This is a genomic window from uncultured Odoribacter sp. (assembly GCF_937966165.1).
Lineage (GTDB): Bacteria > Bacteroidota > Bacteroidia > Bacteroidales > Marinifilaceae > Culturomica.
In genome coordinates this window covers 16,542-37,736 of record NZ_CALCLB010000016.1, presented here as the reverse complement: position 1 = coordinate 37,736, position 21,195 = coordinate 16,542, and the positions used below count along the sequence as shown (strand labels likewise).

Here is a 21,195-nt window from a genome sequence, read left to right as displayed (position 1 = left end):
TTATCTAAACCTTGCTGTAGTCGTCTCGCTGATCCAATCTCCGATTTTTACAGGGGTCCCTGAAGTCACACTTCTGAAAAAAGCTTCATCTTTACTGGGGAAATGAGGCGAATAAGCATTAATCAATTTATTGGCTTCCTCGGTTACTGACGGGTCAACTTGTTTTGCTTTGACAAATTTATCTACAGCTGCCCAGAACACAGAAGCATGGTCGAAATCATCTTCTCCGTAATTTCTGCTATAAGCTGCATAGGCATTTCCGATAATGATATAAGCAGCACCTAAATTCGGATTTAATTTTATCGCCTCCACCGCATTTTTCTTCGCCTCAATCAATTGTTTCTTGGAAAGGCTGATTTGAGCTAATCTCAGGTAGTAATCTGCTTTATCTGTGTTGTTATCACTTTTTTCAATAGCCTCTTTTAAATAACTTTCAGTCTTGTCGTATTCCTGTCTTTTCAAAAACATAATCGCCAGGTTGTAAGCTGCAACAGCTGTCGGTTCCTGCTTGTACAAATTCTCAGCTACTTTTGCAAATAAAGGCAGATCTGTACATTCACTTCTTCTCAATAAATTGGACACCTCTTTTAAAACTTCCAAATTTTCCGGATCTTTTTCAAACTTCGGTCCTAAGAAAGTGGCCAAAGTTTCACAATCAGCCACTCCTGCATTAAAGAACAAGGCGTCAATAGTATTTTTTATATCTACATATGCATCCGTATTCTTACCATTCAACTTCCCTTTTTCTGCATAATCCGAAAACTCCAGATACAGATTTACATAATCGTCTTTCGATAATTCTCCTTTCTTCAGCAGGTCGTCTGCCACGGCAAAAGTTACTTTCACCGTCAGCGGATGCGTTTTAGCTCCTTCCAGTTCATACGATTTATATAAATAACCATAAGCTTCCTTGACGGCAGCAGGGTCGTTATTCTTCAAACGATACAGATTAAATCCTTTTTTACCCAAAGTATAACCTTCTCCGAAGCGGGAATGATCTCCAAAATATTTAATCCATTGATCATAAACCATCATCAGCGTATCAATATATGCCGGATTTTTTGTCTGCGCATACATATTCATCATAATATCTTCTCCCCTAACATAAGTGTTCAACTGAAACCGGGGTGCATTATTGAATACATATCTCCAGGAAGGCAATGCATCCTTATAATTCTTCTGTTTTACAAACTCACTGTAAATAGAGGCCTGTTCAATCGTTTTCGCACTATCGATCCCGTATTTCGAATCCAGTGTCTGAGCATTAACAACCCCTGTAAATAAACAAATACCAAACGCTAAGACAAAAAACTTCTTCATAATTATTTTTTTTATTGTATCTGAATCTTTGTGTAAAAAATCTATTCCGTTTTGCGTGCAAAAATAGGACTATTTTTTTAAAAACCACAGCATTGCACTATTAATTTAAGGTTTCCTTATCTTTTTTATTATATTCTAAGATATCACTCAAACCGATAAAACCCAAATTTTCTTCATAAGCAATCCCTGCTATCAATTTATCTTTTATAAAAAAACTATTTCCGCCTGTCAATATAACTTTACCTTCCGGAAAATTTTTATAAAATAATTCAATATATTTCTGTATTTCAAAAACTATGCCATTCATCACCCCGTTCTGAACCGCCTCCTCTGTTGTCCTGCCCATTTCCCCGAAATTCATCTCTCCCTCTATATAGGGCAATCTTGCAGTAAACTCGTGTAAAGAGCGGAAACGGATTTGCTGACCGGGAGAAATGTTCCCTCCCAGAAAAATACCGGTCTGCGTCACATAATTATAAGTAATAGCCGTTCCCGAATTAATTACCAGCAAATCGGTTCGAGGAAAGAGCTTCCAAGCTCCCACACAAACGGCAATCCGGTCTACCCCTAAGGTCGCCGGAGTCTGATAATCAATCTGTAAAGGATAAATTACTTCTCCTTCGCCATCCAGCCAATAGTTAGCTGTTCTTTTTAATTGTTCTCTCAAAGCTTCTTCAATCTTTCCGCTTCCGGATAAAAAAATATCCAATTTCGTTCCCTTCACGGTATATTCTTCTATCTCTTCCAGCATTTTTTCCCGGTCCACTCCTGTAAACATTTCTTTTCCCGGACTGCAAAAAGCATATTTAAAACGGGTATTTCCAGCATCTATAATTAAATTCATTTTTCCTTAAATTAGTTTATAGCTTTTCCGGGATAAACTTATTCCTCATTTTCCAGAATATTTTTGAACATTTTTTCTACATATCTGGACATTTTTTCCACATTTGTGATTTCGGTAAAAACCAGAGAAAGTCTGTCATTTTTCTCACTCATCCGGCAAGGCAACTCCTGTCGTTGTACAAATTTAAGCAAACGGGTAAAAATAGCAGAGGAATAAAAAGGTGAGGTTGGCTCTCCCACAAAATATACAATCATTTTCCCATTTTTTACCAAAACCCTCTCTATTCCCAATGCCTGGCATTTTTTCCGGATCTTTACAATTTCAATCAGGCCTTTAACCTGAGCAGGTAATTCCCCGAAACGATCCTGTAATTCTTCTGTAAATTTTTTCAATTGGATTTCTTCTCCTATATTATCCAATTCGCGGTACAAACGGATTCTTTCGCTTACATTTTCCACATAGGTTTCAGGTATTAATATCTCAAAATCCGTTTCTATACTACATTCTGTAACATATTCCCTGACGGTATCTTCCCGTCCGGTATTCAGTTCCGGAAATTCTTCCTCCCTCAGTTCCAGGAGGGCTTCATTTAAAATACGCTGATAGGTTTCATAGCCGATTTCCGATATAAAACCCGACTGTTCTGCTCCCAGAATATTTCCCGCTCCCCGGATATCCAAATCCTGCATAGCAATATTAAAACCACTTCCCAATCCGCTGAAATCCTCAATAGCTTTCAATCTACGCCTGGCATCCGGATTCATTAATTCCAGTGAAGGGGTAAGTAAATAACAAAAAGCTTTTTTATTGGAACGTCCCACTCTTCCCCTCAGCTGATGTAAATCGCTTAGTCCATAATTCTGGGCCTGATTGATAATCATTGTATTGGCATTCGGGATATCCAATCCGGACTCTATAATGGTAGTGGCAATCAGCACATCATAATCTCCCCGGATAAAATCGTGCATGGTTTTCTCCAATTCTTCCCCAGGCATTTGGCCGTGAGCGATACAAGTCTTTACCTGAGGTACTATCCGGTGTAACATATCTTGTATATCCCGGATATTTTCCACCCGGTTGTGAATAAAAAAGACCTGTCCGTTACGGGAAATTTCATACAATATCGCTTCTTTTATGAGTTTTTCGTCAAAACGATGCAATTCTGTCACAATCGGATACCGGTTCGGAGGAGGAGTGCGGATAATGGACATATCCCTTGCTCCCATTAACGAAAATTGCAGGGTGCGGGGTATAGGGGTCGCCGTCATGGTAATGGTATCGACATTGACTTTTAAACTCTTCAATTTTTCTTTTACCCCTACTCCGAATTTTTGTTCTTCATCAACAATTAACAAGCCCAAATCCTTAAATACCACATCTTTTCCGGTTAAACGATGTGTTCCGATAATAATGTCTACTTTTCCCGCTTTCAAATCAGCCAAGACTTTTTTTACTTCCGGACTTTTCCTCATCCGGCTGATATATTCTACCCGGCAAGGCATACCTTCTAACCGCTTGACAAAAGTGTTATAATGTTGAAAGGCCAGTATGGTAGTAGGAACTAAAATAGCCACCTGTTTACTGTCGGCTACAGCTTTAAAGGCTGCCCGGATCGCCACTTCAGTCTTGCCAAACCCCACATCCCCGCATACCAAACGATCCATGACCTGCGGACGTTCCATATCGCTTTTGACAGCCTCTATTGCTTTCATTTGATCAGGGGTTTCTTCATACATAAAAGAAGCCTCCATTTCCTCCTGTAAATAACTGTCTTTACTGTAAGCATAAGCAACCTCTTTTTTCCGCTTCGCATACAAAGCGATTAATTCCCTGGCTATATCTTTTACCCTGGACTTGGTTTTCTGTTTCAGTTGATTCCAGGCCGTTCCCCCCAACCGGTTAACTGTAGGCGGAACCCCGTCCTTCCCTTTGTATTTGGATATTTTATGAAGAGAATACAATCCAACATACAACTCGGAATTATTTTTATATACCAACCGAATCGCTTCCTGCTCTTTTCCGTTATTATTAATTTTTACCAGTCCTCCGAAGCGTCCGATCCCATGATCCACATGTACTACATAATCTCCCGGGTGCAGATTCTGCAATTCCCCTAATGTAATCGATTCCCGTCCTTTCCGGATACGGGTCGTCTGCAGTTTATACTTATGGTAACGATCGAATATCTGGTGTTCCGTATAAACGCAGATCCGCAGCTGATCATCGGAAAAACCTTCGTGAATAACTCCCTTCAAATAGGTAAAATCAACCGGAAAACCTTTATCTGAAAAAATATCCCGGAGACGCTGGATCTGCATATCATTGACAGAACAGATATAAATTTGATATCCCGCAGCTTGTTTGGTTTGCAAAGTATCCGCCAGTAATTCAAAATGTTTATTCACCACCGGTTGGGCTTCACATTTTACATCGATGGTTTCCCCCCGGAAAAATACATCCGGTCCCCATTCAACCACACTGCATTTTTCCATATAATCAAACCAGTCACTCTCCGGAATTAAAATATCCGCTTCCGTCTCCGCCTGTAATGCCTTCAAACGATCGTGCAGGAACATCCCGTTCTTTATCCACCAAACAGGTCTCTCCGGAAAATACTGGAATAATTCTGTAAATTCAAACTGATCTGCAGTATTACTGAGATCCGGAACAAGTGCAACTTCTTCGATCAATTGCTCCGAAAGCTGCGTTTCCACATCAAAAAAACGGATACTTTCCACCTCATCTCCAAAAAAATCGATGCGCACCGGCCGTTCTTCCGCAAAAGAATACACGTCGACAATACTTCCCCGTATTGAAAATTGTCCGGGCTCATATACAAAATCACTCTGTACAAAATTATACTGATCCAATAATTCTTCTACAAAAGAAATTGACAAGCGGTCCCCCTTGTGCAGAACCATCGACATACGGGCTAACACCTCTTTTGCCACCACTTTTTCCGCCAAAGCTTCCGGATAGGTAACGAGGACCTGAGAACGGGCATTGGCAATATTTTTAAGTACCTCTGTCCGGACCAAAACAGAATCATTATCTTTTTCCTCCGGATTAATTGTCCGGCGATAAGAAGAAGGCAAAAAACTTACCTTTGACTCATCCGTAAAAGCCAGCATATCATTATAAAAATAAGCAGCTTCTTCCCGGTCATTCAACACTATCACCCGAAAGCCCGGCCGGGCTTTTATCATCGCACTCGTAATGACAGCAGTCACCGAGCCGGCATTATTGATAAGCCTGTATTTACCCACGCCTTTCAATTTTGCCTTCAATTTTTCAATAACTGCCGATGATAAATAGGGTTCTATTAATTCTTTTATATCCAATTCCTTTTTTTTTACAAAAATAAAAACTATATACCGAATATTGAATAGAAGAAATGAAAAATAAAAGGAAGTCCCTTCAAAGTAGCCTGTAAAAGAGAAAAAAAACAGAAAAAGTAACTAACTTTGTTCGAGAATTGGAATTTACAAAAACAAAAAGATATGCACATCGTATTTTTAGAATCCTTGGGAGTATGTGAATGTGTTATTTCACAATTATGCGAGCCACTTAAAAAATCAGGGCATACGATAACTTACTATGCCGACAGGAAGGAAGACGAAGAGGAATTAATCAGAAGAGGACGGGAAGCCGATATCATTGTTGTAAGCAATATCCCTTTGCGCAAGCATTTTTTAGACAATTGTCCGAATTTGAAAATGATTTCCGTTGCTTTCACCGGTTTAGATCATATTGATTTGGAAGAATGTAAACGAAGAGGCATAACGGTCCGGAATGCTGCCGGCTATTCGACTTATGCGGTCGCAGAACTAGCTATCGGAATGATGATCGCCGTCTACCGCAAAATAGTAGGAGGAGATGCCATTACCCGTTTAGGCGGAGACCGTAAAAATTTTCTCGGAACAGAATTACATCAGAAGACGTTGGGAATTATCGGGACAGGGGCCATCGGCCGCCAGGTCGCTCATTTAGGGCTCGCATTCGGTTGCCGGATTATCGCTTATAACCGAACTCCCCTCCAACTGGAAAATATCCGCATGGTAGACAAAACGACCCTTCTCCAGGAAGCAGACATTATTTCCTTACATATTCCCCTAACAGCAGAAACAAAAGATTTTATAGGAGAAGCAGAATTCAACCTCATGCAACCCCACTCCATCCTCATTAACACAGCCAGAGGTCCGATTGTCAATAAAGATGCACTTCACGAAGCGCTGAGAAAAAATAAAATAGCAGGGGCCGCTGTAGATGTATACGATCAGGAACCGCCTTTACCCGGCACTTATGAATTATTAAACGCACCGAATTTATTGATGCTCCCTCATATTGGGTATGCAACGAAAGAAGCATTTGCAGAAAGGGTCAAGATCGTCGTTCGAAATATTGAGGAATGGTTGCCATAACCATTCCTTCCGATGAGAACAATACATAAAATCCGGAATACTACCTACGGCCGACCGGTATAAGGATTTCTTACAAGCTTTTAAAGATCTTATTCTTTAAAATATACCCGTTTGACCCGTTGGGCCACGCCGGTTAAAACCTCATAAGGAATAGTATCCAATTTTTCGGCAATTTCCGTTACAGGAATATTTTTTCCAAATATTTCAACCTCGTCCCCTACCTGTGCATCGGTGTCTGTTACATCCAGCATACAAGTATCCATACAAATATTTCCGATAATAGGCACCCTTCTGCCTCTTATCAGCATCTCCCCTCTCCCGTTGCTCAAATGCCGGTTTAACCCGTCAGCATAACCGACCGGCACCACAGCAATACGGGAATCCCGGCCGGTCACTCCCTTTCGTCCATACCCAATGGTTTGAGCCGCAGGAACATTTCTGATGGAAGATATATATGTCTTAAAAGAACTGACAGGTTGTAAAGCTGCTCCCACAGCACTGATGCCATGCAAGCCTATTCCTAAACGGACCATATCAAAACTGTATTCCGTAAATCGCTCAATTCCGGCAGAGTTCAGAATATGACGCAGGATTTTATGCTCAAACTGTTTTTGTATCTGCTCCGTCAGGGTAACAAAAAGCTCTATTTGCCGACGGGTAAAAGCATCATGCCGGGCTTCGTCGCTTCCGGCCAAATGAGAAAATACGGTATGGATTCTCACCTGCCGTTTCTCCTTAAAAAAAGCCAATAAATCGGGAATGTCCTCCGCATCTAATCCGGAACGATTCATGCCGGTATTCAATTTCAAATGTATGGGATAGTTTTCAATTCCGTGTTTGATCAAAGCTTTATCAAAAGCTTTCAGTAGCTCGAAAGAATAAATTTCAGGTTCCAGGCAAAATTCAATCATATTATCAAAGGCTTCCAGTTGCGGATTCATCACAGCTATGGGTAGGGTTATTCCTTCTGCCCGCAAGGCAACTCCCTCATCTGCAAAAGCTACCATCAAATAATTTACTCCCTGATACTGTAACAAACTAGCCACTTCACCGGAACCCGAACCATAAGAAAAAGCTTTGACCATAACCGCCAAACGGGTATGTCCCGGAAGAAGGGAACGAAAATAATTCAGGTTAAAAATCATGGCATCCATATCCACTTCCAGAACGGTATTATGACTTTGTTTCTGAAGGAATCCGGCTATAAATTCAAAACGGAACTGCCGGGCACCTTTTATCAGTATGACTTGTTCCCGGAAATTTTCCCGATTCTCCTGTTTGAGAAAACTATCGGTATCCATATAGAAACGGGAAGGCAGATGAAAATAAGACCTATACCTGTTAAGGCTACTCCCAATCCCGATAAACAATGAAACCCCTGTCCGCTTCAGATTTTCAGCTACCTCCTGATAGAGCGTTTCCTCATCGGAACCGGTATCGATAAAATCCGAAAGAATAACAGCTCTCCCTTTGGCTTCATCCTGCATACTCAGGGTATTCAAAGCCAAATTGAAGGATGCTGCATCGGAATTATAATAATCGTTTATCAATACGCAATCATTGATTCCCTCTTTTATCTCCATCCGCATGGCAATCGGCTGTAATGATGCGATCCGCTCTGCAATCTGTTTGAAATCTATTCCTTTCCACAAAAGCACACAAACGACGTTCATACAATTCTCGTAAGCAGCCTCATCGGAAAAAGGAAGGCTAAGTTCAAAACGTTTCCCTTTATAGAGGATACTCACCAGACGTCCTTTTTCATTCCTCTGCAACGTCCGGCAGCAGACCGCAGTATTTTCTTGCTCCCCCCAACTCATAATCTGAATCTCTTTATTGAGTTTACTTATCATTTCCAAGGCTTTTCCCTGCCGCCCGATCAACAGCCGGCAATGCCGGAATAAAATTGCCTTCTCTGCCAGTTTTTCCTCTACAGAAGTAAAATTCTCTCCATGTGCGTCTCCTAAATGGGTGAAAATACCAATATCAGGCCGGATCATTTGTTCTAATTTGTCCATTTCTCCCGGATAAGAAATTCCCGCTTCAATCAAAGCAATCTGTGTCGACTCCCCTATCCCGCATAAAGAAAGAGGAACACCTACCTGCGAATTATAACTCCGCGGACTCCGATAAACGGAAAAATCCCCGGACAGCAACTGATACAACCATTCTTTCACTATGGTTTTACCGTTACTACCTGTTATTCCGATCACCTCAGCTTTTCTCTCTTTCCTGTATTTTCCGGCATATTCCTGCAAAGCCTGCAGCACATTTTCAACTTCATAAAACCGGGCTTCCGTCAATCCGGCAAATTCTTTCCTCTTTTCACTGATCACAAAATTCCGTACCCCCCGCTCATATAATTCTTGTACATAATCATGCCCGTCATGATTTTTCCCCTTTAACGCAAAAAACATAGTCAATTCAGGTGTAATCACTGAACGGCTGTCAATACTAATTTCCATTTCTTATCTGTTTAACCACGTCATACCTGTAAAATATCTTCTATCCCGGAAAATACGGACGTTCCCTGTATCTCTTCTTATAAAAGAGGTGCAAACAAACGGGCTACCGATTCCTGAACTTTCTGCCACCGCGTTCTGAATTTCCAACGATGCATACTTTCTTCTTCGCTATCCCTCAAATCTTCCACAAAATAAGTCGCCAGATTTTTAGCTACATTCCGGTCATAAACAATTAAATTCACCTCAAAATTTTCGTCAAAACTCCGCATATCTACATTTGCAGTCCCGACACTGGCCACTATTCCGTCCACAACAATTACCTTACTGTGGTTAATCCCCTTCTGATACCAATAAACTTTCACTCCGGCTTCCAACAGTTCTTCCACATACGAACGCGAACACCAGTTTGTCAGGTAAGAATCGGATTTATGCGGTAAAAGAATGCGTACGTCAACCCCTCCCATTGCAGCCGCTTTCAAACAATTCAAAGTCGTCTCCCCCGGCATAAAATAAGGAGTAGAAATAAAGACATAATGCTTGGCCATGTTGATCAGTGTAAAATAAGCCTGTTGTATGGAAGCCCAATCACTATCCGGACCAGAAGCCACCGTCTGCACGACAACATTTCCATCCTCCCGCTTATAAGGCATATATTCCTCTTTATTCAACAACAATTCCTGACGCACAAAATACCAGTCTATTAAAAATACAATCTGCAAAGAAGTAACCGCTTCCCCCCTCACCCGCATATGGGTATCCCGCCATACCCCGATTCCGGGAACACCTGTCAAATAACGGTCAGCGAAATTCAATCCCCCGACAAAAGCCGTTTCTCCGTCGATGACGACAATCTTCCGGTGATTCCGGTAATTGGCCTTATCGGCCACCCGATGAAAACGTACCGGTAAAAAAGGATAGATCTGTATGCCGGCAGCCCGCATTTCACGAATAAAACTTTTCGGCAAACTCCAGCATCCCACATCATCATATATACAGCGGACTTCCACTCCCGCTTTCGCTTTGACAATGAGCAATTCTTTCAAACGTATGGCTAATTCTCCTTTTTCGATGATATAATACTCCAAATGAATATAGCGCCGGGCTTTCGACAAGGCTGTAAAAATCGCCGGAAAAGTCTCCGCCCCATTATTCAGAACATCCACCTTATTATAACGGGTAAGTAAAGCCTTGCTATTGTTTAATAACAACGTCATGAGTTTCCGCACTTCTACCATATCTTCCTTCTTCAGGAACTCCGCCTTTTTCAGGCGCTGTTTCTGATCCTCACTCATATATTGCAACCATTTCATATCCCCCAGCCCTTTCATAGAAAACATCTTACTTTTACGGTAATTCACCCCAAAATAAATATAGAAAATCATTCCGACAAAGGGAACCATCAAAACCACCACTACCCATGCCAGTGTACGCACAGGATTACGGTTTTCCATCACAATATTGAATACAATAGTCAATATTGTAAGAAAATACAATATAATTCCGATATAGACTATAATAGCAGACCAATTCATAATCCTGGATCACCTGATCACTATAAAATTTTTCTGTCTCAGAGAGTGTTTAAAACTATTTTCCTAAACAAATAATATACCAATTTTTTACCCTTCTCCCTGATGGATATGGTTATATCAGCACATTTTCTTATTTTTGCCTTATGAACGATACCCTTTTTTCTCTAACACAATACGCATTATCGGAGTTGAAAGATACATATAGCGAGAATGAAATCCGCAGTATCTGCCGACTCATTTTTATGGATGTTTTAAATTATACAAATATAAATATCCATCTCAAAAAATACGAAAGTTTACCTGAAAGCTTCGTAAATAAATTTTATCATATAATAGCACGTTTGAAAAAAAACGAACCCATTCAATACATTATCGGAGAAACAGAATTTGCCGGTTTAAAAATCAAACTCAATCCGGCAGTGCTCATCCCACGTCCGGAAACAGAAGAACTCGTATATTGGATTGGGGAATCGGTTTCTTCTCCCAGGCGGATTCTGGATATAGGAACGGGAAGCGGCTGTATAGCCATTGCCTTATCCCGCCTTTTTCCTTCAGCACAGGTGCTGGGGATAGACATATCAGAGGAAGCACTAAAAACCGCCCGTGACAATGCTTTAACCCATTCGGTTCCGGTAGCCTTCAGACAAAAAAATATTCTGGATTATAAGCCGGAAAAGGAGGAAAAATACGATTTAATTGTCAGCAATCCTCCTTATGTCCGTCAATGCGAAAAAAAAATGATGCAAAAACAGGTGCTGGACTTTGAGCCCCATCAGGCTCTTTTTGTGCCGGACGAATCTCCTTTACTCTTTTACCAACAAATTGCCATACTGTCCCCCCGTATACTGCTTCCGGGAGGCTCCCTCTTTTTTGAAATTAACGAAGCTTTCGGAAAAGAAATCCAAGAGATGCTTTGCCATTTGAATTTTCAACAGATCGAACTGAAACAGGATATTTTCGGAAAAGACCGGTTCGTCAAATGCAAACTTTCACAAGGATAAACACAGTATACAACAGGAAGGGAAACAGACAAAAGAACAAAATTCTCCATTATCATATAAACATTCGGGAAAACAACTGAACAATGGATACCACAAAAGCACTTAAAACAGTAACAGCCCTATGTAGTAAAAAAGAATACTGTTGTCAGGAAATCCGGCTAAAACTGGAAAAATGGGACATTCCGGAAAAGGAGATCTGTTTTATACTCGGGTATTTGCAAAAGAATAATTTTATAAACGAAAAGCGTTATGCCCAATTTTATGCACGGGATAAATTCCGTTTTAATAAATGGGGAAAACAAAAAATTTCCCTTATGCTCAAACAAAAAGGGATTTCACCGGACTTTATTTCCCTGGCCTTAAAAGAACTGGATAAAGAAAATTACGAGCAAACCTGCCTGCAGTTATTCCGGCAAAAACAACACAAACTTAAAGCTGAAAAAGAAGTCTCTGCTATGGCCCGCCTTATCCGGTTCGGTCTTGCCCGCGGTTTTGATTACGATACCGTCAGACATTGCCTTAATTTATTAAAAGAAGAAAATCAAACGGACAGCCCGGAAGACATTAAAGATGATGTATCGGATGCGTAAATACAAAACGAGCTCCTTCCGTATAATTTTTATCCACCCAAATCTCTCCTCCCAGCATATTGATTGTAATCTTGCAAATAGCTAATCCCAATCCGGTTCCCTGAGCATATTCATTCAATTTTGCAAAACGGTCGAAAATAACTTGTTGTTTCTCCTGCGGTATTCCGCAACCTGTATCAGAGACCGAAAAAGTTACCTTGTTTCCAGGCTCGTCAATTTTTACTTCCAACCGGATTTCACCTTTTTCAGTAAATTTATTTGCATTGGACAATAAGTTGATCAGGATTTGTTGCAAGCGCTGTACGTCGGTGTCAATTTCACAATTCTCAACCTCAGGAGTAAAGACATAAACCACTCCTTCCTTACGCGAACAAGCTGTCGTTGAAAGTACTCCTCTACACAAATCAATGATATTGTGTTTCTCATAAGTCAGTTTTAATTTCCCCGTTTCCAAACGAGAAATATCCAGAATATCATTGATTAAACGTAAGAGCAAATCTGAATTTGTCTGAATAATATTGACAAATTTTTGCCTTTCATCTTCTGAAAAATCATCTGCGACCAAAACATTGGAAAATCCGACAATCGCATTCAAGGGCGTACGTATCTCATGGCTCATATTAGCCAGGAAAGCGGATTTCAGCCGGTCGGATTCTTCTGCCTTTTCTTTGGCAGCCAATAATTCAATTTCTGATTCTTCTAATTCGTCTTTTAACTTTTTCGTTCTCAGGTAAAAATACAGCGTAACGAAGAAGCCCACTAGCAAAAAGAAAAAAGCAGAAGCAATAAATGTCAGTTGCAGGCTATATTTTTCCCAGAAACTAATATCTTTATTCAGTAACCTGGCATTTTGAGGTAATACTTTATCTCCGAATCCCCATTCTTTTATCTTATGGACATCAAACTCATATTGATTGGGAATAAATTGTATTCTTTTTTTAATCCCTCCGTTTTTTTTATGAAGAATAGTGTTTGCCTGATGAGCCAGATCTTTCCCGATATTCCGGTAAGCCGGCATATATCCTCCAAGGGCCCAATGCCCTAAACCGATAGAAGTCATAGAAAAGGCAGGCAATTTCGGATTTGCAGACATCATGGAATAAGTAGCATTCCGCATAAAATACCCTTCATGCTTGTCCACCCTCCAGGTCCCCATCAAAACGACAGTATTTTCCGGCAGTTTAGCTATTTTATCTACAATTGTATAGATTGTATGTTTACGTCCGTCCAACAAAATCAAATCAATATCCGGAAATTTTTGCATTTCTTTTTTGACATATGCCTGTAAGGTTACTCCTCCATAACTATTGTCCGATACAAAAGCAATATGCCGTACCTTAGGATAAAAACTCCGGATTAACTGTACATTTTTTTCCACATCATAATCGTACAAAAAACCGGCTACATTAATTTTTTGTTCCTGCAGGACATCCAGACTTTCAGGCTCCCAATCCTCCAATTCAATTGTATCATCCGGTAAGATAATGGCATTCCGGCTCACCATTCCACAGAGGATAGGAATATCGTACATAATCTGTTCCTGTGAAATATAAGAAGCCCACGCTTCTTGTCCCAATAAAATAACTAAAGCCGGACGCCGTTCTCCCCTGTATTTATCGAAAATATTTTTCATATAAGATTTCCAGAGAGGAGCTTCTGAAAAACTTTTACAATTCATATTTTCAATGATTACCGGATAGGCGCCTCCCAAAAGTTTATATTCGTCCAGGAATTCTGAAATATTCTGAGATGTCTGAAATGTTTCCGGATTATAAGAACTGATGATCAGGATAGGACGTTCGTAATCTTCTGCAAATGCCTGAACAATACTTTGCAGAAATAAGAAAAGAAAAATAATTCTTGTCAGAATCCGATGCCAAATCACATTTATCACCTTTTGTTTGAAACAGGACAAATATATTCAATTTTAATTTGATTTTTATATATTTGAGAGAAATATAACTGAAACAAAAAAAATGTCCTATATTCGAATCCCGTAAAATAATAAGAATTTTTATCTCCTGAACCTATAAATCTTTATATGGAAAATTTTTAACGGGAAATACAGGAAAATGAAAGGAGAATAGCTGAACGGCAAAATAAATAACAAAATGGCTCCTCTTATAACTGATCCGGAACAATTGTATATTTCTCTATTAGAGAATTTTAAAGTAGCACAAACTAATTTTTTAAATCTCAGGAAAGCTTTGTTCAGAACGCTTCAAGGGGATCATTTCCTTTTAAAACTTCAGTATAATCCGGAAAGAATACGTTCTACAGCAGCCCAGATAGATGAAAAAACATTGAAAGAAAGAAAGTGTTTTCTCTGCCCCGCACATCTTCTGCCCGGACAAAAAGGAGTCCCCTACGGAAGCAGGTATACTATTTTCATCAATCCTTATCCGATATTCGACAGGCATTTCACCATTCCGGACCAAAGCCATATCCCTCAATTGATAGAGGGACGTTTCGGAGATATGTTAAGGCTGGCAAAAGATTTTCCCTGTTATACTCTCTTTTACAATGGTCCCCGATGCGGAGCATCTGCACCGGACCACTTTCATTTCCAAATGGCCTCACAAGGAGTAATGCCCGTAGAAAAAGAAATTGAAAACTGGACGGTTCTGCAAAACAATCCTTCTTATCAAATAGGTACGATTGAAAATTACCTGCGTAAAATCATCATATTGAAATCCGATCAGAGGATCGTATTGGAAAATCTTTTCCTGCAAATTTTATCCTTACTGAGAAAAAATATCCCGTCTGAACCGGAACCTATGATTAACCTTCTTTGCTGGTATACTTCCTCCCATTGGAACGTTATTATTTTCCCGCGACGTGGCTTACGTCCCCGTCAATTTTATGCAGCAGGAGAGGATAAAATACTATTCAGCCCGGGATGCGTAGACTTCGCAGGATTACTGGTCACCCCCAGAAAAGAAGATTATAACCGCTATACACCGGAATTACTGGAAGAATTGTTCGGACAGCTTACTCTGACCGATAAAACCTGGGGAAAAATATATCCTTCCCTTTGTACTTTAACCCCTTCACTAAACCTGTAAAGTCCGGAAAAGTCATTCGATTACCCGGTCCCCGTTTCCGATAAAAACAGAATGACAGAAATACATATCTGATTATTAATCAGACTCCCTCTCTATTCATCAGCCGGAAATTTTATTTTTTAAACGTTTTATCCTATAATCATTCCGACCACAGTAGCGGATAGCAAAGAAGCCAAAGTCCCGGCTAGCAATGCCCGCATGCCAAATTTTGCCAGCAACGGTTTGTTCTTAGGAGTTAATCCGCCAATTCCGCCAATCTGGATCCCAATAGAAGCAAAATTAGCAAATCCACAGAGAAAATAAGTACACATAATAATAGATTTTGCCTGAGCAAAAGCTCCTGCAGCTTTTAGATTAGCCAGATCCACATATCCGATAAACTCTGTCATAATAACCTTCTGCCCCAAAAGACTGCCGGCGTATACCATATCATCAGCAGAAATCCCAATTAACCACATCAACGGAGAAATCGCATATCCTAAAATAAATTGCAAATTGAAAGCTGTGCTACGGCCATCTGTCACCTGAGTTACCCATTCATTCAACCCGACCAGACTGCCAAACTTCGTAAACAAATAATTCGCAAAAGCGATAAAAGCGACAAAAACCAATAACATACCTGCCACATTCACGGCTAATTTTACGCCTTCCGCAGCTCCATTAGAAATCGCATCCAATACATTCTTCCCTACTTTATTCTTGGATATCTGAATATTATTATTCACTTTTTGAGTCTGAGGAACCAACAACTTAGCAAATACAACAGCCCCAGGTGCTGCCATTACGGAAGCCGCCAGCAGATGCTTGGCAAAAACCAATCGCTGTACAGGATCGTCTCCTCCCAAAAAACTGATATAAGCTGCCAAAACCCCTCCTGCAATCGTGGCCATGCCTCCTGTCATCACTAAAAATATTTCTGAAGGACTCATGTCATCCAGATATTCCTTGATCATCAAAGGCGCTTCTGTCTGGCCCAAAAATATATTTCCAGCCACAGACAACGATTCCATCCCGGAGATATTCATCAGTTTCGTCATTCCCCATGCCAAAGCATATACCACTTTCTGAATAATACCTAGGTAAAACAATAAAGAGGTCAGAGCCGAGAAAAATATAATCGTCGGTAAAACCTGAAAAGCAAAAATATAACCCGTCTTTGTAGTATCCATTAAATCCCCTAATAAGAAAACACTCCCTTCTTTGGTAAAATCCAAAATCGTTACGAAAATTTTTCCAAAAAATTCGAAGAAAGCCTGTACAAAAGGTACATAGAGGACCCCTATTGCTAATAATAACTGTATAATTAACCCTATCCCTACTACTTTCCAGGAAATTGCCTTCCGGTTACTGCTAAACAACCACGCAATCCCGATCAAAGAAGCGATCCCTAATAAGCCCCTCAATACAGACATAAAAGAAATATGACTTTCGATATTGACAGCACTCTGGACTCCTTCTCCAACCTGTGCAAATAAATCACCTGTAAACAGTAAAAATACAGGTAATAAATAAATTACTTTTTTTAAAACACCACGCATATAAAATAATTTAAATATCCAAGTTCCCCTGATTTGCCGTACTTTCATATAGAAACAGGATCGTCTCTATTCTTACAAACGTTTTCTTTTAAAAAACAGTTAAAGTTAAAAGATAAATATTAAAATCCGAAAATTATACTCTATTTTTCTGAACAGATTAACTGTAAAAATGTTCACATTTAAACTTTCAGACACTCAATTGTAGAGCAAATCATAATCCTGTTCCTTCCCCTTCTTAAACCATCTGGCCGGCACCACTTTCCAATCTTTCCGGCATTGAGGGCTTAATACTTCTTTCTCCCGGATATATTCCATTATGTAAAAACGTACATCTTTCGGCATAATTTTCGTGATGCGGGCTTCCATTTCTTTTTTACTCCATCCCAACCCCTTTGAAAGATGTCCGCCACCTCCATTTCCCCGATATGAATTAATCGCTACCTGATAAGTCCGGTTTTCATCAAAAGGAGATCCGTCCGACATGAAATGTATTTCCACACGTTCGCCCTCCGGCTTTGTCAAATCTACGGTATAGTTAATACCTGCTGCACAGGAATAATTGAAAAAATCAGTAACCAATACATATTTCCCTCTGCTATTTTTTATTAATTCTCCCGTAGAATCTTTTTTAAAACGCAATAAATGATCCTTGGCAGAAGTCATCGTATTGTATTGTAAACCATAAGCATATTCCAGATACTGATCGATTTCCTTACCTGTAAAGGCCATTATATAAAGGCCGTTTTCATAACTGTACAGGTTAAACATATCCCGTATGGTCACTTTTCCCTTTCCGATTAAAGCATCCATCTGTAAAACAGTACTGAAAGAAATATCCGCACCTGTAGCTGCCAACTGGGCATTATGAATAAAATCCGTAAAAGCCGACGGGCCGAAAATACCATCCCGCCCTGACAAAGATTCCGTAAATTCTCCGATTTCTTCTCCAATATAAGTTTTCACTTTATCCATTTCAGGAGTAAAATGAGAGAGGTAAGCCGTATCCTTAGGTACAGAAGATAAGGGTATCAATTCTGTGGTAATTATTTTGTCATACTGCTTTCCGTTCCTGTTCAACTCAACATTAATTTTTCCCAGATAAGTGGAATGGGATTTTGGATCCAGTATAACGACTTTATGTCCGGCATTATTGATAATCTCCATTTGTTTTTCCTGATGATCGTGCCCGAGAATAATGAGGTCGAATCCATCAACCTGCTGGGCCACTAATACGCCGGCATTTTCATTTCTTGGCGTCTGGGCATTTTCCCCGGCATAATTATAATCAAAACCGGAATGAAAAAGTCCGATTAACAGGTCCGGTTGTTCTTCTTTTTGAATTTTAGGAACCCAATATTGAGCCGCTTCAACCATATCCTGAAAATCCATTCCTTCCCACAATTTTTTAGGCAACCATTTATAAATTCCGGGAGTCGTCATTCCCAACACAACAATCTTAATCCCTTTACGGTAGAGTACAGTGTAAGGTTTAAAATAAGGTTTCCCTGTAGCTTCCCGTATGGTGTTAGCAGAAAGCCAGGGAAAATTGAATTCGTTAACCACTTTATCATATACGGGATGCCCCGCTTCTATATCATGGTTTCCTACGGAAGCTGCGTCATATCTCAGATAATTCATAACCTGAGCTGTTAAATTAACTCCGGATGTATCTACAAAATTATAATAATAATTTGTCGGTTGTCCTTGTAAAAAGTCACCGTTATCCAGCAATATAAGGGCAGTACTGTCTTTTGCCCTTTCCTCTTTTATATAAGCCGAGACATTAGCCAAACTACTGCGGCTTTCCTTATTGCGTTTAAAATCATAGTCAAAGGCTGTACCGTGGACATCGGAGGTGCAGTAAATAGTCAAAGCAGCTTTTTCCGGCTTTGAATCACAAGATGAAACCAGGTGTATTAAAAGCAATAGTCCCGGTAAAAGTTTCCAAAAATTCAGCTTCATATCGTATAATTTAATTATTCACACCCCCGACTTCTCTCCTGCTAGTTCACCTCTATCTCGTCCACAAACAGATAAGGAGCAGCCCCCGTAGCAGGATGCCCTTCCGGTAAATTTTTTTTACGCTCCACCACGATTTTTATCAAACGGGCATTCCCGTTCTTTACATCTATATCCAGAGTTTTCAATCCTTGGGTTTGCATATCTGCTAAAGAATCGATATTCTTCAATTCCGCAACTTTAAAATAATACTGATTTCCGTTGGATTGATAGACTTTTATCGCTTCCGGCAAGCAAATCCGGTCTGACGGACGGTTTAAACAACCGACACTCACTTTTGTAAATACCGTCGGTTTTTCCATATCTATCACCAATACGATATCGTCTATAGAAGTACCCAACCAGTTCCCATCCTGAAAATCTTCGCTTCCCCTTACTCCGTCAGTCAAACTGCTCCCTCCCTGTGCAGAATAAGATATAGCCGTCTGGCTGGATAAAGTAGCCTTTTTGAAAGTCGATTTACCGAAATCAAATTTCTTCTGATACTCTTTACCTAAGGGTTCTCCCTCTTTAAACAAGCGGGCCCTTAGCTCACAGCTTTTATATATATCCAGTTTGTCCCTATACCGGGAAGATTCCACAGTTGGCACACTCCCCTCCATCGTATAGTGAATCTCGTAGGTTCCGACGGAAGGTACCAAAAATAATTCCAATCTCTTTTTATCTTCGTTCAATTTTGTAACCCCCTTTACAGACAAAATATGTTTGGCATAATTATACCCCAACGCTTCATACCGTTCGGATAAAGTCACAACTCTATTGATAAAATCGGCATAATCTTTTTCAGTAGCGGGCGTCCACGCCACTTCCGACAATGCTGCCAAACGGGGAAGGACCATGTATTCCACATGTCCGAAATCTTTTATATATTCTGTCCACGTATTCGCCTGTACCCCAATGATCATTTTACTTTCCTCCGGCTTTAAGCCCAAAGCCGGCTCCAGACTGTATACTTTTTCAACGGGTACATAACCGCCGATTGCAAACGGCTCTTTGTCCCGGTCTAAGGATTGATAATAATCCAAATAGACATAAGTATTAGGAGCCATAATAACCTGATTGCCCCGTTTGGCCGCTTCTATTCCGCCCCGGGTCCCCCTCCAGGACATAATCGTAGCCGTTTGAGAAATACCTCCTTCCAGAATTTCATCCCAGCCAATCAGTTTTCTTCCTTTAGAATTCAGGTATTTTTCCATACGATGGACAAAATAACTTTGCAATTCGTTCTCATCTTTCAGCTTCTCCGTTTTTATCCGCCTCTGACATTTAGGACATTTTTTCCAGGCGTCTTTGGGGCATTCATCTCCTCCCAGGTGTATAAATTCAGACGGGAAAAGTGCAATCACTTCCTCCAGCACATCCTCCATAAACCGAAATGTTTTTTCATTTCCTGCACAATAAACATCTTCAAAAACGCCCCATTCTTTCACCACCTCATAAGGTCCTCCTGTACATCCCAACCAGGGATAAGAAGCTAAAGCCGCCCCCGCATGCCCCGGAAGTTCTATTTCGGGAATAATAGTAATATAACGGTCTGCCGCATATTTTACAATATCTTTGACTTCTTCCTGGGAATAATACCCTCCGTAGGGCTGACCATCGTATTTCCCGCTATTCCGTCCAATAACAGTCTCTTTCCGCATGCTCCCCACCTTTGTCAACTCCGGATATTTCTTTATCTCAATCCGCCACCCCTGGTCATCTGTCAAATGCCAGTGAAACCGATTTAATTTATGTAGGGCCAGGATATCTATAAACGCCTTTATATCCTCTACGGAAAAGAGGTGCCGTCCAACATCCAGCATAGCTCCCCGATAGGCAAAACGAGGTTCATCCTTTACCTTAACATTTTGAATCGCTGTATCAGACATTTTTTCTCCTTTCTCCATGTCAGCCGGAGTCATTTGACGCAATGTCTGAAAAGCATAAAATACAGCAGGGGCACTTCCTCCCAGAATATCAATCTCCTTGGGGTTTACCTCCAACTGGTATGCCTCTTGCTTCAATGTCGTATCGATCCGGACATTAATAGCCCCCTTTGCACCATTACCCTGCACAATTTTCAAAGGAGTTCCGAACGCTCTTCCCACATAATTGGCAAAAAAATGACAAGCCGCCATTATATCCTCACCTCCCGCCACACGAATTTCTGTCTGAGGCGTCAACAAAAAATGCCCCCTCTCTATTTGCACCTCTGCCGGGCGGGGTACAACATTTAACTGCTGCATTTTAGTATCACTACAAGCATAAAACACGACACCACATATTGCGGTAAGAAAAAGTAAACTGACTTTTTTCATTTTTCTACTGCATTAAATTAAAACTGATGGATTTCGGGCATGCAAGTTATAATAAATGACGGGATTCTGCAAATTAAAAAGCATTCTCTACTCCCAGAAA

The 21,195-nt window shown here is 40.3% G+C and carries 13 protein-coding genes; 4 read left to right on the top strand and 9 right to left on the bottom strand.

Annotated features, from left to right (window positions below; translation table 11 throughout):
* The 3 genes from Q0465_RS06870 to mfd all read right to left on the bottom strand — a co-directional run bounded on the left by Q0465_RS06870 (window position 1) and on the right by mfd (window position 5,505).
* Window positions 1-1,320 (bottom strand): hypothetical protein, encoded by a 1,320-nt coding sequence (locus Q0465_RS06870; RefSeq protein WP_298614397.1) that lies wholly within the window; start codon window positions 1,318-1,320, stop codon window positions 1-3.
* A 100-nt stretch (window positions 1,321-1,420) separates the two neighbouring features.
* Entirely contained in the window at window positions 1,421-2,164 is a 744-nt protein-coding gene (locus Q0465_RS06865) for a type III pantothenate kinase (RefSeq protein ID WP_298614395.1), read from the bottom strand.
* 38 nt (window positions 2,165-2,202) lie between these two features.
* Entirely contained in the window at window positions 2,203-5,505 is a 3,303-nt protein-coding gene (gene mfd, locus Q0465_RS06860) for a transcription-repair coupling factor (RefSeq protein ID WP_298614393.1), read from the bottom strand.
* A gap of 159 nt (window positions 5,506-5,664) precedes the next feature.
* On the opposite strand from mfd, the gene Q0465_RS06855 reads away from it, so the two are divergent.
* Window positions 5,665-6,585: an NAD(P)-dependent oxidoreductase gene (locus tag Q0465_RS06855; RefSeq protein WP_298614391.1), complete on the top strand. Its 921-nt coding sequence runs from the start codon at window positions 5,665-5,667 to the stop codon at window positions 6,583-6,585.
* 89 nt (window positions 6,586-6,674) lie between these two features.
* Here the strand turns inward: Q0465_RS06855 and Q0465_RS06850 are convergent, their stop codons facing one another.
* Window positions 6,675-9,050, bottom strand: a complete 2,376-nt coding sequence (locus Q0465_RS06850; RefSeq protein WP_298614389.1) for a bifunctional UDP-N-acetylmuramoyl-tripeptide:D-alanyl-D-alanine ligase/alanine racemase — start codon at window positions 9,048-9,050, stop codon at window positions 6,675-6,677.
* A 77-nt stretch (window positions 9,051-9,127) separates the two neighbouring features.
* Window positions 9,128-10,582 (bottom strand): cardiolipin synthase, encoded by a 1,455-nt coding sequence (cls, locus tag Q0465_RS06845; RefSeq protein ID WP_298614387.1) that lies wholly within the window; start codon window positions 10,580-10,582, stop codon window positions 9,128-9,130.
* 143 nt (window positions 10,583-10,725) lie between these two features.
* Here cls and prmC point away from each other — a divergent pair, with 143 nt between their 5' ends.
* Window positions 10,726-11,583, top strand: coding sequence for a peptide chain release factor N(5)-glutamine methyltransferase (prmC, locus tag Q0465_RS06840; RefSeq protein ID WP_298614385.1), 858 nt, complete (start codon window positions 10,726-10,728; stop codon window positions 11,581-11,583).
* A gap of 83 nt (window positions 11,584-11,666) precedes the next feature.
* On the top strand, window positions 11,667-12,173 hold the full coding sequence (locus Q0465_RS06835; RefSeq protein WP_298614383.1) for a regulatory protein RecX: 507 nt from the start codon (window positions 11,667-11,669) through the stop codon (window positions 12,171-12,173).
* Here Q0465_RS06835 and Q0465_RS06830 read toward each other — a convergent pair.
* Window positions 12,148-14,067 (bottom strand): HAMP domain-containing sensor histidine kinase, encoded by a 1,920-nt coding sequence (locus Q0465_RS06830; protein WP_298614381.1) that lies wholly within the window; start codon window positions 14,065-14,067, stop codon window positions 12,148-12,150. The genes Q0465_RS06835 and Q0465_RS06830 overlap by 26 nt on opposite strands.
* A 217-nt stretch (window positions 14,068-14,284) precedes the next feature.
* On the opposite strand from Q0465_RS06830, the gene Q0465_RS06825 reads away from it, so the two are divergent.
* On the top strand, window positions 14,285-15,238 hold the full coding sequence (locus Q0465_RS06825; RefSeq protein WP_298614380.1) for a DUF4922 domain-containing protein: 954 nt from the start codon (window positions 14,285-14,287) through the stop codon (window positions 15,236-15,238).
* 128 nt (window positions 15,239-15,366) lie between these two features.
* On the opposite strand, the gene Q0465_RS06820 is transcribed toward Q0465_RS06825, so the two are convergent.
* From Q0465_RS06820 to Q0465_RS06810, 3 genes are all read right to left on the bottom strand, one after another.
* A complete protein-coding gene (locus Q0465_RS06820; protein ID WP_298614378.1) occupies window positions 15,367-16,776 on the bottom strand; it encodes a nucleoside transporter C-terminal domain-containing protein in 1,410 nt (469 codons plus the stop codon).
* A 195-nt stretch (window positions 16,777-16,971) separates the two neighbouring features.
* Window positions 16,972-18,738 (bottom strand): bifunctional metallophosphatase/5'-nucleotidase, encoded by a 1,767-nt coding sequence (locus Q0465_RS06815; protein WP_298614376.1) that lies wholly within the window; start codon window positions 18,736-18,738, stop codon window positions 16,972-16,974.
* Between the two features lie 41 nt (window positions 18,739-18,779).
* The gene (locus tag Q0465_RS06810) at window positions 18,780-21,095 is read right to left on the bottom strand and encodes a family 20 glycosylhydrolase (protein WP_298614374.1); all 2,316 of its coding nucleotides are present in this window, start codon (window positions 21,093-21,095) and stop codon (window positions 18,780-18,782) included.
* Window positions 21,096-21,195: the final 100 nt, after the last annotated feature.